This window comes from Klebsiella sp. GG_Kp173, assembly GCF_040062415.1.
In the GTDB taxonomy this organism is placed as follows: domain Bacteria; phylum Pseudomonadota; class Gammaproteobacteria; order Enterobacterales; family Enterobacteriaceae; genus Klebsiella; species Klebsiella quasipneumoniae.
Genome location: NZ_JBEAFZ010000083.1, coordinates 76,738 through 90,994 on the forward strand (window position 1 = coordinate 76,738; position 14,257 = coordinate 90,994).

11 protein-coding genes are annotated in these 14,257 nt (G+C 59.4%); 4 read left to right on the forward strand and 7 right to left on the reverse strand.

Annotated elements, in window-relative coordinates; genetic code table 11:
* Positions 1 to 9 precede the first annotated feature (9 nt).
* The 3 genes from ABLU50_RS19610 (at position 10) to ABLU50_RS19620 (ending at position 2,511) form a co-directional block, all read left to right on the forward strand.
* Positions 10 to 1,920, forward strand: a complete 1,911-nt coding sequence (locus ABLU50_RS19610) for a PRD domain-containing protein (RefSeq protein WP_087832356.1) — start codon at positions 10 to 12, stop codon at positions 1,918 to 1,920.
* Between the two features lie 77 nt (positions 1,921 to 1,997).
* The gene (locus tag ABLU50_RS19615) at positions 1,998 to 2,240 is read left to right on the forward strand and encodes a type II toxin-antitoxin system RelB/DinJ family antitoxin (protein ID WP_002886901.1); all 243 of its coding nucleotides are present in this window, start codon (positions 1,998 to 2,000) and stop codon (positions 2,238 to 2,240) included.
* Positions 2,230 to 2,511 (forward strand): type II toxin-antitoxin system RelE/ParE family toxin, encoded by a 282-nt coding sequence (locus ABLU50_RS19620; RefSeq protein ID WP_048322786.1) that lies wholly within the window; start codon positions 2,230 to 2,232, stop codon positions 2,509 to 2,511. Before ABLU50_RS19615 ends, ABLU50_RS19620 begins: the two co-directional genes overlap by 11 nt.
* A 3-nt stretch (positions 2,512 to 2,514) precedes the next feature.
* On the opposite strand, the gene nrdG is transcribed toward ABLU50_RS19620, so the two are convergent.
* The 5 genes from nrdG to treR form a co-directional block, all read right to left on the reverse strand.
* The gene (gene nrdG / locus ABLU50_RS19625; RefSeq protein ID WP_032456904.1) at positions 2,515 to 2,979 is read right to left on the reverse strand and encodes an anaerobic ribonucleoside-triphosphate reductase-activating protein; all 465 of its coding nucleotides are present in this window, start codon (positions 2,977 to 2,979) and stop codon (positions 2,515 to 2,517) included.
* 382 nt (positions 2,980 to 3,361) lie between these two features.
* Positions 3,362 to 5,500, reverse strand: coding sequence for an anaerobic ribonucleoside-triphosphate reductase (gene nrdD, locus ABLU50_RS19630; protein ID WP_004206513.1), 2,139 nt, complete (start codon positions 5,498 to 5,500; stop codon positions 3,362 to 3,364).
* 385 nt (positions 5,501 to 5,885) lie between these two features.
* Positions 5,886 to 7,541 (reverse strand): alpha,alpha-phosphotrehalase, encoded by a 1,656-nt coding sequence (gene treC / locus ABLU50_RS19635; protein ID WP_087832355.1) that lies wholly within the window; start codon positions 7,539 to 7,541, stop codon positions 5,886 to 5,888.
* Between the two features lie 51 nt (positions 7,542 to 7,592).
* Positions 7,593 to 9,011 carry a PTS trehalose transporter subunit IIBC gene (gene treB / locus ABLU50_RS19640; protein WP_004206516.1) on the reverse strand — a complete coding sequence of 473 codons (1,419 nt, stop codon included), beginning with the start codon at positions 9,009 to 9,011 and terminating at the stop codon, positions 7,593 to 7,595.
* Positions 9,012 to 9,141: 130 nt separating this feature from the next.
* Positions 9,142 to 10,089 carry a trehalose operon repressor TreR gene (treR, locus tag ABLU50_RS19645; RefSeq protein ID WP_069135465.1) on the reverse strand — a complete coding sequence of 316 codons (948 nt, stop codon included), beginning with the start codon at positions 10,087 to 10,089 and terminating at the stop codon, positions 9,142 to 9,144.
* Between the two features lie 377 nt (positions 10,090 to 10,466).
* On the opposite strand from treR, the gene mgtA reads away from it, so the two are divergent.
* Entirely contained in the window at positions 10,467 to 13,175 is a 2,709-nt protein-coding gene (gene mgtA, locus ABLU50_RS19650) for a magnesium-translocating P-type ATPase (protein ID WP_004206521.1), read from the forward strand.
* 73 nt (positions 13,176 to 13,248) lie between these two features.
* On the opposite strand, the gene ridA is transcribed toward mgtA, so the two are convergent.
* Together ridA and pyrI are read right to left on the reverse strand one after the other, a co-directional pair.
* Entirely contained in the window at positions 13,249 to 13,635 is a 387-nt protein-coding gene (ridA, locus tag ABLU50_RS19655; protein WP_002886926.1) for a 2-iminobutanoate/2-iminopropanoate deaminase, read from the reverse strand.
* A 152-nt stretch (positions 13,636 to 13,787) separates the two neighbouring features.
* Positions 13,788 to 14,249 carry an aspartate carbamoyltransferase regulatory subunit gene (pyrI, locus tag ABLU50_RS19660; RefSeq protein ID WP_002886927.1) on the reverse strand — a complete coding sequence of 154 codons (462 nt, stop codon included), beginning with the start codon at positions 14,247 to 14,249 and terminating at the stop codon, positions 13,788 to 13,790.
* Between the last annotated feature and the right edge of the window lie 8 nt (positions 14,250 to 14,257).

Sequence of the window (14,257 nt, forward strand, 5' to 3'; positions counted from 1 at the left end):
GGAACTGACATGCGATTTCCCAACCAACGCTTAGCGCAACTCTTCACCCTGCTGCGGAATGAAACGCTGCCGCAGGATGAGCTGGCGCAACGCCTGTCGGTTTCCACCCGTACCGTGCGCGCCGATATTACCGCCCTGAATGCGCTACTGGCGCAGTATGGCGCGCAGTTTATCCTTAACCGCGGCAGTGGTTATCAGCTGAAAATTGATAACCCGGCGAGCTTTCAGACACTGGAGGAGACGTCGCCGAAGGCGCAGCATGTCCCGCGTACCGCCCAGGATCGCATCACGTTTCTGCTGGTGCGTTTTCTGACATCGGCGTTCTCCATCAAGCTGGAAGACCTGGCGGATGAGTGGTTCGTCAGCCGCGCCACGCTGCAGAACGATATGGTCGAGGTGCGCGAGCGCTTCCAGCGCTATCAGCTCACCCTTGAAACCCGCCCGCGCCACGGTATGAAGCTGTTTGGCAGCGAGGTATCGGTTCGCGCCTGCCTCACCGACCTGCTGTGGGAGCTGGCCCAGCAGGGCGGTATCGCGCCGCCGATCGGCGCCGAGGCCTTTGCCGCGGAGGTGCCAGCGCTGCTGGAGCCCGTGCTGCAGGAGACGCTCTCCCGGCACCATATTCGCCTCACCGACGTCGGCGAGCGCTTTATCTGCCTGTACGGGGCGGTGGTGGTGCGCCGCGTCAGCGAAGGCTACCCGCTGGCGGATTTCAGTGCTGAAGATGTGGCGCAGAACGTCCGTGATGCCGCGCGCGATCTGGCGGGCGAACTGCAGCGGCTGGCCGGTAAACCTTTATCGCCCGCGGAAGAAGAGTGGCTGTGCGTGCATATCGCCGCCCGTCAGGTACAGGACGTGGACCCGGAAACCATCAGCGCCGACGATGACGAAGCGCTGGTCAACTACATCCTGCGCTACATCAACAGCCAGTATAACTACAATCTGCTGGACGATGCCCAGCTGCACGCCGATCTGCTGACCCACATAAAGACCATGATCACCCGCGTACGCTACCAGATCATGATCCCCAATCCGCTGCTGGATAACATCAAACAGCACTACCCGATGGCCTGGGATATGACCCTCGCCGCGGTCTCCAGCTGGGGCAAATACACGCCTTATACCATTAGCGAAAACGAAATCGGTTTTCTGGTGCTGCATATCGGCGTCGGGCTGGAGCGCCACTACAACATCGGCTACCAGCGTCAGCCGCAGGTGCTGCTGGTGTGCGATACCAGCAATGCGATGGTGCGGATGATTGAGGCGATCCTGCAGCGCAAATATCCGCAGCTGGAGATCGCCGCCACTATTTCCCAGCGCGAGTACGAACAGCGGGACGCGATCGAGGCGGATTTTGTTATCTCCACGGTGCGGATCAGCGAAAAAGACAAGCCGGTAGTGACCATCGCGCCGTTCCCCACTGACTATCAACTGGATCAGATCGGCAAGCTGGTGCTGGTGGACCGCACCCGTCCGTGGATGCTGAATAAGTACTTCGATGCCGCCCATTTCCGGGTGATCGACACGCCGATGGATCAGCAAACGCTATTCGCCGAACTGTGTCAGCAGCTGCTGGAGGAAGGCTTCGTCGATGCGGAGTTTCATGCTTCGGTGGTGGAGCGTGAAGCGATCGTCAGCACCATGCTCGGCGACGGTATTGCGCTACCGCACTCCCTGGGTCTGCTGGCGAAAAAGACGGTGGTCTATACCGTTATCGCTCCGCAGGGCATCGCCTGGGGGGACGAAACCGCCCATATCATCTTCCTGCTCGCTATCAGCAAGCGCGAGTATGAAGAGGCGATGGCGATCTACGATATTTTCGTTACTTTCCTGCGCGAGCGCGCCATGAGCCGCCTCGCCACGACCCGCAGCTTCGATGAGTTTAAAACGGTGGCGATGGAATGCGTCAGCCGGTTTTGAGAGGCGTTTTCCAGATTCGAGTGTAATTCAAATGTAATGCTATAATGCATTACAAAATATCCCTTTCTGGAGGCATAATGGCCACGCTCAACGTTCGGCTGGATGATAAACTCAAAAAAGAGGCTTATGCCGTGCTGGAGAAACTCGATATGACGCCAACGGAGGCGGTACGCCTGCTGTTTCAATACATTGCGGAAAATGGCCGCATGCCGGTGAAAAGTATGACCATCAGCGATGGCGAAGCGGCGTTGTTACGCACCGTTCGCGAGCGGCTGGAAAACCCACGGCCGGGGGTTAAGGTGAGTCTGGATGACCTATGAACTGGAGTTTGATCCACGAGCCTGGCGCGAATGGCAGCTTGGCGAGACGGTCAAAAAACAGTTCAAAAATAAGCTCCAGCAGATTGTGCAGAATCCGCGAATTGAGTCGGCCAGGCTGAGCGATTTGCCGGATTGCTACAAAATCAAGCTTAAGGCGTCAGGTTATCGGCTGGTGTATCAAGTACGAGATAGTGTGGTGGTGGTTTACGTTATTGCCATTGGCAAAAGAGAGAAAGCGGCCGTTTATCATCAGGCGAATAAACGGCTCTAAACGCTATCGCAAATGATGCACGACCTGGTTGCTGCTGCCGCGCCAGATCAGCGCCGGGTCTTTTAAATCTTGCACAAACTTACCGTCGACCAGCACGTTGATCAGGTTCACCACCTGCATCTGCGCCTCATTCAGCTCTTCCAGCTTATAGCCGGTCCAGACCCAGATATCTTTACCGGGGCATTCGGCGCGCACGCGCTGAACCAGCTTTAAGATCTCCGCGATGTTTTGCGGATGCAGCGGATCGCCGCCGGAGAGTGAAATCCCCTGGCGCTTGATGCGGGTATCGTTGAGGTCGGCAATGATGCGGTCGGCCATCTCGGTCGTGAAGGGCATGCCGGAATTCACCCGCCAGGTGCTTTTGTTGTAGCAGCCTGGGCACTCATGGACGCAGCCGGAGACAAACAGGGTGCAGCGGGTGCCGGGGCCGTTGACAATATCTACCGGGTAGTACTGATGGTAATTCATTTTTCGCTTCTCAATTAACGCCATAGCGGTGTTGGCTGCGCTCGCTCACCCCAGTCACGTACTTAATGTACGCTCCCGGGGATTCCTTCGTTTGCCGCCTTGCTCTGACGCTAATTGCTTTGCGAAAACGGAGGTGCTGTGCATTTGTAAAGGGAACGGCTCCCGGCGTCGCTGCGCTCGGCCGGGCTACCAGGGGCTGATGCCCTAACCCCGGCCCTCTCCCATGGGGAGAGGGGGAAAATCCGCGCCGGGCTCAACGGCGTGCTCGAACGATTCCCTCTCCCTTGAGGGAGAGGGGTAGGGTGAGGGTGAGAACTCTGCGCAGGAGTGGTAGCCCGGATAAGGCGCTGCGCGCCGCTATCCGGGAAAAGCGCATTGTTCTTTAACCGATCTGCCCATTGCCCAGGTGTTTAACGCGGCGCTTCACTTCTTCCTGCTTGCCGGCGTTGAACGGACGCGCGTCCGGGCTACCGAGGTAGCCGCACACCCGGCGTGTAACGGAAACGCGGGAGGCGTCGTGGTTACCGCATTTCGGGCAGGTAAAGCCCTTGCTGGTGCACTCGAACTCGCCGGTGAAACCACACTCGTAGCACTCATCGATCGGCGTATTGGTTCCGTAATACGGCACATGCTGATAGCTGTAATCCCACACGTCCTCCAGCGCCTTCAGGTTGTGCTGGATGTTCGGGTATTCGCCGTAGCAAATGAAGCCCCCGTTGGCCAGCGGCGGATACGGCGCTTCAAAATCGATCTTGTCGTACGGGTTGACCTTCTTCTCCACGTCGAGGTGGAAGCTGTTGGTGTAGTAACCTTTGTCGGTCACCCCTTCCACCACGCCAAACTCGGCGGTATCGAGACGGCAGAAGCGATCGCACAGGTTTTCGCTCGGCGTGCTGTACAGGCTAAAGCCGTAGCCGGTCTCTTCCTTCCACAAATCGACGGCGTCGCGCAGGCGCTGGACGATGGCCACACCCTTCTCGCGCAGCGCCTCGCTGTCGTACATATGCTGGTTGCCGTACAGCGCATTGATAGTTTCATGGATACCGATATAGCCCAGCGAAATCGACGCCCGGCCGTTTTTGAAAATCTCGGAGACGTCGTCGTCGGCTTTCAGTCGCACGCCGCAGGCCCCTTCCATATAGAGGATCGGCGCCACGCGCGCTTTTACCCCTTCCAGGCGGGCAATACGGGTCATCAGCGCTTTGCGCGCCAGCTGCAGGCGCTCGTCCAGCAGCGCCCAGAAGGCGGCTTCGTCGCCTTTCGCTTCCAGGGCGATGCGCGGCAGGTTGAGGCTGATAACGCCGAGGTTATTGCGCCCATCGTGCACCTGCTCGCCGTTCTCGTTTTCCCACACCCCGAGGAAGCTGCGGCAGCCCATCGGCGTTTTAAACGACCCGGTAACCTTCACCACCTGGTCGTAGTTGAGGATATCCGGGTACATGCGCTTGCTGGCGCACTCCAGCGCCAGCTGTTTGATGTCGTAGTTCGGATCGCCGAACTTATGGTTCAGGCCGTCACGGATCGCGAACACCAGTTTCGGGAACACCGCGGTCTTACGGTTTTTACCGAGGCCGGCAATGCGGTTACGCAGAATCGACTGCTGGATCAGCCGCGATTCCCAGCTGGTGCCAAGGCCGAACCCGAAGGTGACGAACGGCGTCTGGCCGTTGGCGGTATGCAGCGTGTTAACCTCATACTCCAGCGACTGGAAGGCGTCGTAGCACTCTTTTTCGGTACGGGCGCGGGCATAGCCTTCGGCATCCGGGATCTGCCACTCTTCGGCGATTTTGCGATGCTTGTTAAAGCTTTCGCTGACGAACGGCGCCAGCACTTCATCGATGCGGTTAATGGTGGTGCCGCCGTAAATATGGCTGGCGACCTGGGCGATGATCTGCGCTGTCACCGCGGTGGCGGTAGAGATAGACTTCGGCGGCTCGATCTCCGCGTTGCCCATCTTAAAGCCCTGGGTCAGCATGCCTTTCAGGTCGATCAGCATGCAGTTAAACATCGGGAAAAAGGGCGAGTAATCGAGGTCATGATAGTGGATCATGCCGCGTTCGTGGGCCATCACCACATCGTGAGGCAGCAGGTGCTGCCGGGCGTAGTGCTTGGCGACGATACCGGCCAGCAGGTCGCGCTGGGTCGGGATGACTTTACTGTCCTTGTTGGCGTTTTCGTTGAGCAGCGCGGAGTTGGTCTGCTCGACGAGACCGCGGATCTCCTGATTGAGGCGGCCGCGCTTCTCACGCTGGCTATCGCGGTCATGGCGATACTCAATATAGGCGCGCGCCAGCTGCTTATAGGGGCCGGACATCAGCTGGTTTTCCACCGCGGTCTGGATCTCATTGATGTCGACCTGGGCGCGGCCCTGCATTTGTTGGCTAACGACTTCTGCGACGGTGGCGCAATAGTCTGCGTCATCGACTCCCGCTGCTTTAGCTGCACGCAGAATTGCTTCCTGAATGCGCTCTGACTTGAACGGCACTTTACAGCCATCACGTTTCATCACATGCGGTGTCATGATCACTCCATATATAGAACAGGTTATCCACAGAGGCGGAGGTTATCCCGAAGGCGCTGCGCGCTACGGCTCGTGCTGTTTGCCTTCAGATCCGGCCCGTTTTATCCACATCTCATCACCGCCAGACATCGACAAGATATGGTGACATAATAGACGATTAATACAACATGTAGGGCCGGGACGCATTTTAAGTTCTATATGTAGTGATTTGCATCAAAGATGTTTGCGATTTTATTGACCCAGAACAAGGTAAAAAGGTGAGAGTACGGATGATGGGCGCTGGCGATAAATGTAAATTTATCTGGCTGGAAAATAAGCAAAAATACCTGGCGTTCGCCACCGGCGCCAGGCATGACATTCTCATCTCGGGAGGGCAGGGGATACCTTACGCCTGTAGCCACCATACCGCTTCGAACGGCCGCAGCGTCAGCCCGGTCGGGCGGGGCGTGGTCTCGGCATAGTTGCTGATAATCATCTTCCAGTCGCCTGGTGCCTCCTCTGGCTGCCAGGTCTGCAGGTCGCGGCTCAGGTTGGCGGCGACCACCAGCGTTTGTCCCTGCCACTGACGGCGATAACACCACAGCGACGGATGGTCAGGCAGGAGATCCTGATAATCGCCCCAGGTCAGCAGCGGCAGGGTTTTACGCAGCGTAATCAGCTGCTGATAGACATAAAACACCGAATCGGGGTCCGCCAGCGCCGCCTCGACGTTGATCTCCCGGTAGTTATCGCCAAGGCCGATCCACGGCTCACCGTCGCTAAAGCCACCGTTCTCGCCACTATGCCACGGCATCGGCGTGCGGCTGTTGTCGCGCGATTTGCTGGCAAGGATTGCCAGCAGTTCGTCCGGGCTTTGCCCCTGCGCCGCACGTTCGATAAACATATTGTGGCTCTCGACGTCGCGATAATCGCTGATGCTGTTGAAGTGCGGATTGGTCATGCCGATCTCTTCGCCCTGATAAATATAGGGCGTGCCCTGCATGCCGTGCAGCACCATCGCCAGCATCTTCGCCGCCGGCACCCGGTACGCGCCTTCGTCGCCAAAGCGCGAGACGATGCGCGGCTGATCGTGGTTACACCAGAACAGCGCGTTCCATGCCCGGTTGTGCATCCCCTGCTGCCAGTGGCGGAACAGCGCCTTCAGCGCCACATAGTCCGGGCGGGCGAGGGTCCACTTCTCCCCTCCGGGATAATCGACTTTTAAATGGTGGAAGTTAAAGGTCATCGACAGCTCGCGGCCGTCCAGCGCGGCGTACTGCTGGCAGTGTTCCAGCGAGGTGGAAGACATCTCGCCGACGGTCATCAGGTTACGCGGGGTGAAGACATCGCGGCTCATCTCCTGCAGGAACTCATGCACCCGCGGGCCGTCGGTATAGAAGCGGCGGCCATCCCCGTCCAGATCGCAGGGAAAGGTCTGGTCTTTTGAGATCAGGTTGACCACGTCGAGGCGCAGACCGTCGACGCCGCGGTCGGCCCAGAATTCGCAGACCTTTTTCAGCTCGGCGCGCACCGCCGGATTCTCCCAGTTGAGATCCGCCTGCTCAATGGCGAACAGGTGCAGATAATACTGCCCGCTGTCGGCGTGCCACTGCCAGGCGTTGCCGCCAAACTTGGAGCGCCAGTTGTTCGGCAGGGCGTCCGGTTCGCCATCGCGCCAGATATAGAACTGACGGTAGGGGCTTTCCTTATTCAGCGACTGACGGAACCATTCGTGTTCGGTCGAGGTATGGTTCAGCACCATATCCAGCACGATGCGGATCCCGCGGGCCTTCGCCTCCGCCACCAGGGTGTCAAAGTCGGCCATCGTGCCGTAGGAGGGATCGATGGCGGTGTAGTTCGCCACGTCGTAGCCGTTATCCACCTGCGGAGAGACGTAGAACGGCGTCAGCCAGATGGCGTCTACCCCAAGCTTTTGCAGATAGTCGAGGCGGGAGGTGACGCCGCGCAGGTCGCCGGTACCGCTGCCGGTGGTATCCTGAAAACTCTTCGGATAGATTTGATAAATAACGCCGTTTTGCCACCAGTGGGGGAGTTGATTCATAGTACTTTCCTGCTGCAACGAGGGGCGCCAAAGGCGCCCCGAAAGAAGAAGTTAGACAATCTGCAAGGTGCCCTGACGGTACTTGCGCTGATACACCACGGTGGTGAGGATAATCGGCACCACCACCGCGATGGCCATCGCCATGGCGTACACCTGCCAGTAGGTAGGCTGGATGGAGAGGATCCCCGGCAGGCCGCCGACGCCGATGCCGTTCGCCAGCACGCCGTTCAGGCCGCACAGCAGGCCGGCGAGGCCAGAGCCGATCATTGCGCACAGCATCGGGAAGCGGTACTTCAGGTTGATACCGTACATTGCCGGCTCGGTGACCCCGAGATAGGCGGAGATCGCCGCCGGCACCGAGATTTCACGTTCATTCTGCTTGCGGCTGGCGATGATGATGCCGACCACCGCCGACGCCTGGGCAATGTTGGACAGCGCAATCAGCGGCCACACCGGGGTGCCGCCCATGCTTTGGATCATCTGCATATCGATGGCGAGGGTGGTCTGGTGGACGCCGGTTATCACCAGCGGCGCGTAGAGGAAGCCAAACAGCGCGGCGCCGATCGGCGCAAAGCTGCCGGTTAACAGATGGCGCACCGCGAAGGCCACGCCGTCGCCGATCAGGCGGCCGAACGGACCGATAATGGCGTGCGCGAGGAATACCGCCAGGATCAGCGAGCAGACCGGGACAATGACCAGGTAGAGGTAGTCCGGCACAATGCGCTTGAGGCGCGTCTCGATAAAGCCTAAGGCCAGGCCAGCCAGCAGGGCCGGGATCACCTGCGCCTGGTAGCCGACTTTGGCAATGGTAAACAGGCCGAAGTTCCACACCTCCGGCACCTGCTGGCCGAGGAGATAGGCGTTCATCAGCTGCGGGGACACCAGGGTAACGCCAAGGACGATCCCGAGGATCGGCGTACCGCCCATCTTCTTCACCGCCGACCAGCAGATCCCCACCGGCAGATAGAAGAAGATCGCCTCGCCAATCAGCCACAGGAAGTCATAGATGGTTTTCAGCGACGGGTGCATCTGGGCCAGCGTCTGGCCATTGCTCATGGGCAGGTCGCCGATGACGTTGCGGAAACCGAGGATCAGACCGCCGCTGATCAGCGCCGGCAGCAGTGGGAAGAAGATCTCGGCGAAGTGCGAGATCAGCTGTTCATGCCACTTCATATTTTGCCGCGCGGCCTGTTTGACCTGCTCTTTATCGGCGGAAGTCTGGCCAGTCGTCGCCAGCAGGGCTTTGTAGTAATCGCCCACCTCGGTGCCGATGACCACCTGGAACTGGCCGGCGTTAGTGAAGCATCCCTTCACCATGCGCAGCTGCTCAATCTCTTTTGGTCTGGCGATGGCCGGGTCGTTCAGCACAAAGCGCAAACGGGTAATACAGTGGCTGACGGTGGCGATGTTACCGCGCCCGCCCACCAGTTCGATCAGTTTATCGATGTCCTGCTGGTTTACTTTGCTCATGATGAAGCCTCAAAAACAGAGGGGAGAGATGCCGTTTTTACCTTGAGGGCATCCTAACCGTTCCGCTTAATTTGCAAAATGGGAACGTTCCCGAAACCCGGCGACGATCACATAAATCGCCCGAACGAGATTAATTCAGGGCGGCGGGAATCACGATCTGGCGGGGATCGACGCTGCCGGCGATCTGCTCGATCAACTGCCGGGCGGCCCGGCGTCCGGACTCGGCATAGCCCGGATCGACGGTCAATATTTCCGGGTGGAGAAACTTCATCAGCGGCGTGCTGCCGACGCTGGCGAGCTGCAGCGCATCGCGGCCCTGCTGCTGGAGATATTTGCTGGCGCCGAGAGCGAGGGTATCGGTGGCGCAGACCAGGGCGCTGGTCTCGGCCGTCAACACGCTGGCGACGGTGTCATACCCCTGCTTCATGCCCAGCCCCGGCAGGGCGGCGGTGGGCGTCAGACGATGCTTTTTACAGAAGGCGAGGTAGGCGAGATGTCGGCGTTCGCCGGTGGTGACGTCGCTGTGCGGTACGCCAAGGAAGCTGATGTGGCGATGTCCGCGATCGTAGAGCCGCTGCATCAGCAGCGTGATGGCCCCCTCGTCGTCATAGCACACCGAGGCGAAGCCGGGGGCGTCGCGGGCCATCAGCACCAGGGTGTCGCGCCAGGGGGCGAGCATCGCCTCGTCGATGCCGGTAAAACCGAACAGTACCACGCCGTCAATATTACGCCGGGCGAGCATGCCGAGATGCTCCTCCACCAGCCCCGGGGAGAACTGACTCTCCATCATAATCGGGTCGTAACCCTGCTCATAAAAGGCGGGCAGCATGGTCTGCACGGCGAGGTTTTCCGACAGCGAATCGAGACGGGTGACGATAATCGCCACCACTTTATCGCTCTGGCCGCGCATGGCGCGGGCGGAGCGGGAGGGCGAGAAACCGTGCTGCTGCATCACCGCTTCGACGCGCTCGCGGGTCCGTTCGCTGACCCCGCTCTCGTTGTTGAGGACGCGGGATACCGTTGATTTCCCTACGCCGCTTAAGCGCGCGATATCTTTGATGGTCAGCCGGTTCTGCATGCGGAATTCTCGTCAGGGGGTAGAAGTGAGCATAATGCTACTCAACCAAACCGCAATGAGCAAAGTCTGGTTTACGTTCGGTTTAGTTGCGCGGGTTTATCATCGCCATTATTGCCACACAATCCTTAACGAGGGCGCTATAATCCGCGCCGTTTATATTCACTTACCGGAGATAGTTATGGACCCCGATCCCACTCCTCATCCTCGATGGAGCAACCTTTCTTTCCGGTAAGCTTGTTTAACACTGCTTTACCGGAAAGCGTAAAGCAGTGACGTCCTTGATGTCCCTGCCATAAAAATAACATGCCTGACAGGTAGGTTTTGCTACGCCCGTCGGCAACGCTGCGTTCGCTTTGGCGAGCGCGGAGGGACTGTTTATGCTGAAAAATTATACCCGGCAGCTGTTCGCACAGCTTAGCCGCCATCTGCCACGCCGTTTAGTCCAGCGCGATCCGCTGCCGGACGCCCGTCATCTGGCGAGCGGCCCCATTCCTGAGTCGCTGGGCAAACAGTGTCTGGACGTGGCGGCGATGGACGACCAGGAGATCTGGCGCGCCTTTGACAGCCACCCAGAAGGGCTCAATGAAGGCGAAGTGGCGGCGAAAATCCTCAAACACGGTGACAACCAGATCCCGGCGCAGAAGCCCTCGCCGTGGTGGGTGCATCTGTGGACCTGCTACCGCAACCCGTTCAATCTGCTGTTGACGGTGCTCGGCATCGTCTCTTATTCCACCGAGGATCTGTTCGCCGCCGGGGTTATCGCCCTGATGGTGGGGATCTCGACGCTGCTCAACTTCATCCAGGAGGCGCGCTCGACCAAAGCGGCGGATGCGCTGAAGGCGATGGTGAGCAATACCGCCACCGTGCTGCGGGTGGTCAACGAGCAGGGGGAGAGCCGCTGGCTGGAACTGCCTATCGACCAGCTGGTGCCGGGCGACATCATCAGGCTATCGGCGGGAGACATGATCCCGGCCGACCTGCGTATCCTGCAGGCGCGGGATCTGTTCGTCGCCCAGGCCTCGCTGACCGGCGAATCGCTGCCGGTGGAGAAAGTGGCCCGCAGCCGCGATCCGCTGCAGCAGAACCCGCTGGAGTGCGACACCCTGTGCTTTATGGGCACCAACGTGGTGAGCGGCTCGGCGCAGGCCATCGTCTTCGCCACCGGCGGCCACACCTGGTTTGGTCAACTGGCCGGCCGCGTCAGCGAGCAGGAGAGCGAGCCGAACGCCTTCCAGAAAGGCATCAGTCGGGTGAGCATGTTGCTGATCCGCTTTATGCTGGTGATGGCCCCGGTGGTGCTGCTGATCAATGGCTACACCAAAGGCGACTGGTGGGAGGCGGCGCTGTTCGCGCTGTCGGTGGCGGTCGGCCTGACGCCGGAGATGCTGCCGATGATCGTCACCTCGACGCTGGCGCGCGGGGCGGTGAAGCTGTCGAAGCAAAAGGTTATCGTGAAGCACCTCGACGCCATTCAGAATTTTGGCGCGATGGACATCCTCTGCACCGATAAAACCGGCACCCTGACCCAGGATAAAATCGTACTGGAGAACCATACCGACGTCTCCGGCAAGGTCAGCGAGCGGGTACTGCATGCCGCCTGGCTCAACAGCCACTACCAGACCGGCCTGAAAAACCTGCTCGACACCGCGGTGCTGGAGGGCGTTGAGCTGGAAGCCGCCCGCGGGCTGGCGGCGCGCTGGCAGAAGGTAGATGAGATCCCCTTCGACTTCGAACGCCGCCGCATGTCGGTGGTGGTGAAAGAGCAGGACGACGCGCATCAGCTGATCTGCAAAGGGGCGCTGCAGGAGATCCTCAACGTCTCAACCCAGGTGCGCTACAACGGCGATATCGTGCCGCTGGACGACACCATGCTGCGCCGCATTCGCCGGGTGACCGACACCCTCAACCGGCAGGGGCTGCGGGTGGTGGCGGTGGCGACCAAATATCTGCCGGCCCGCGAAGGCGACTACCAGCGCGCCGATGAGTCGGACCTGATCCTGGAAGGCTACATCGCCTTCCTCGATCCGCCGAAAGAGACCACCGCTCCGGCGCTGAAAGCATTAAAAGCCAGCGGCATCACGGTGAAGATCCTCACCGGCGACAGCGAGCTGGTGGCGGCCAAGGTGTGCCATGAAGTGGGGCTGGATGCTGGCGAAGTGGTGATTGGCAGCCAGATTGAAGCGATGAGCGACGACGAGCTGGCGGCGCTGGCGAAACGCACCACGCTCTTCGCCCGCCTGGCGCCGCTGCATAAGGAGCGTATCGTGACGCTGCTGAAACGCGAAGGCCACGTGGTGGGCTTTATGGGCGACGGCATCAACGACGCCCCGGCGCTGCGCGCGGCGGACATCGGCATCTCGGTCGACGGCGCGGTGGATATTGCCCGCGAGGCGGCGGATATCATTCTGCTGGAGAAGAGCCTGATGGTGCTGGAGGAGGGGGTGATCGAAGGCCGCCGCACCTTCGCCAACATGCTTAAGTACATCAAAATGACCGCCAGCTCCAACTTCGGCAACGTCTTCAGCGTGCTGGTGGCCAGCGCCTTCCTGCCGTTTCTGCCGATGCTGCCGCTGCACCTGTTGATTCAAAACCTGCTGTACGATGTCTCCCAGGTGGCGATCCCGTTCGATAACGTCGATGATGAACAGATCCGCAAACCGCAGCGCTGGAACCCGGCCGATCTCGGGCGCTTTATGGTCTTTTTCGGCCCGATCAGCTCGATTTTCGATATCCTCACCTTCGGCCTGATGTGGTGGGTGTTCCACGCCAATACCGTGGAGATGCAGACCCTGTTCCAGTCCGGCTGGTTTATCGAGGGGCTGCTGTCGCAAACGCTGATTGTGCACATGATCCGCACCCGGCGCATTCCGTTCGTCCAGAGCCGCGCCGCCTGGCCGCTGTTCGCCATGACCCTGGTGGTGATGGCGGTGGGGATCGCGCTGCCGTTCTCGCCGCTGGCGGGCTATCTGCAGCTGCAGGCTCTGCCGTTGAGCTACTTCCCGTGGCTGGTGGCGATCCTGGCGGGCTATATGGTGCTGACCCAAACCGTCAAAGGCTTCTACAGCCGCCGCTACGGCTGGCAATGAGGGGAAGGTTTACGGATGACCCACGTAAAAAAGGCAGCCTGCGGGCTGCCTTTTTTCATGCCGAGGTTAGCGATCAGCGACGCACGGCGATGGCTTCGATCTCGATCTTCACATCTTTCGGCAGACGCGCCACTTCAACGCAGGAGCGCGCCGGGAAGGTGGCGTTGTGCTCGGTGAAGAACGCTTCGTAAGTGGCGTTAACGGTAGCGAAATCGTTGAGGTCTTTGACGAAAACGGTGGTCTTGACGATATCGCCGACGGTGAGGCCAGCGGCTTCAACGATCGCTTTCACGTTGTTCAGCGACTGGCGCGCCTGTGCGGACACGTCTTCCGGAACGCTGCCGGTTTTCGGGTCGACCGGGATTTGGCCAGAGGTGATGATCATGCTGCCGAGGTCAACGCCCTGAACGTATGGGCCAATCGCTGCTGGTGCATTTTCCGTCGCAATAGTTTTGCTCATGTTATCTCCAGATGAACTGAGTAATGTTACGCAAAATCATTCAGGTTGCCGCCAGGCGATAAGCGCTGTATCGCCGGCGCAGACGCCGCCTGAAGGACGAAGCGTAGGGTGGTAGCCATTATAGGGAGGCCTACCACCAATACCAACCGCATTTAGTTGGCCAGCACCACATAATGAGAAAACTCTTTTTCGCAGTATTTACATTTGAGTGCGATGTCATCAGCGCGCTTTTTCACTGCAAAACTGGAAGAAACCGGTTCGGCGTGGCTGATACAGTTACTGTTCGGGCAGACCAGCACGCTGTCGATACGATCCGGCAGGCTCGGGCGGGATTTGCCCACCACTTCGTAATCATCAATGCGGTTTACCGTCGCCTGCGGGGCGTATAACGACAGCTGGTTAACCTGCTCGTCGGTCAGGAAGGTGTTCTCGATTTTAATCAAGTCTTTGCGGCCCATCTCGCCGGAGGGCAGGTTCAGGCCGATGGTGATGCGCTGGTCGGTTTCGGTCAGTTTGAACAGGGTGAGCAGCTTAAAGCCGACCTGCGCCGGAATGTGGTCGATCACGGTGCCGCGTTTGATCGCTTCTACCTGCAGTTTATTGTCGTGTGTCATCTCTCATT

Excerpts from the sequence above, each read along its gene's own strand:
- ABLU50_RS19610 (WP_087832356.1), top strand. The coding sequence starts at position 10 with ATGCGATTTCCCAACCAACGCTTAGCGCAACTCTTCACCCTGCTGCGG.
- ABLU50_RS19615 (WP_002886901.1), top strand. The coding sequence starts at position 1,998 with ATGGCCACGCTCAACGTTCGGCTGGATGATAAACTCAAAAAAGAGGCT.
- ABLU50_RS19620 (WP_048322786.1), top strand. The coding sequence starts at position 2,230 with ATGACCTATGAACTGGAGTTTGATCCACGAGCCTGGCGCGAATGGCAG.
- nrdG (WP_032456904.1), bottom strand. The coding sequence starts at position 2,979 with ATGAATTACCATCAGTACTACCCGGTAGATATTGTCAACGGCCCCGGC.
- nrdD (WP_004206513.1), bottom strand. The coding sequence starts at position 5,500 with ATGACACCGCATGTGATGAAACGTGATGGCTGTAAAGTGCCGTTCAAG.
- treC (WP_087832355.1), bottom strand. The coding sequence starts at position 7,541 with ATGAATCAACTCCCCCACTGGTGGCAAAACGGCGTTATTTATCAAATC.
- treB (WP_004206516.1), bottom strand. The coding sequence starts at position 9,011 with ATGAGCAAAGTAAACCAGCAGGACATCGATAAACTGATCGAACTGGTG.
- treR (WP_069135465.1), bottom strand. The coding sequence starts at position 10,089 with ATGCAGAACCGGCTGACCATCAAAGATATCGCGCGCTTAAGCGGCGTA.
- mgtA (WP_004206521.1), top strand. The coding sequence starts at position 10,467 with ATGCTGAAAAATTATACCCGGCAGCTGTTCGCACAGCTTAGCCGCCAT.
- ridA (WP_002886926.1), bottom strand. The coding sequence starts at position 13,635 with ATGAGCAAAACTATTGCGACGGAAAATGCACCAGCAGCGATTGGCCCA.
- pyrI (WP_002886927.1), bottom strand. The coding sequence starts at position 14,249 with ATGACACACGACAATAAACTGCAGGTAGAAGCGATCAAACGCGGCACC.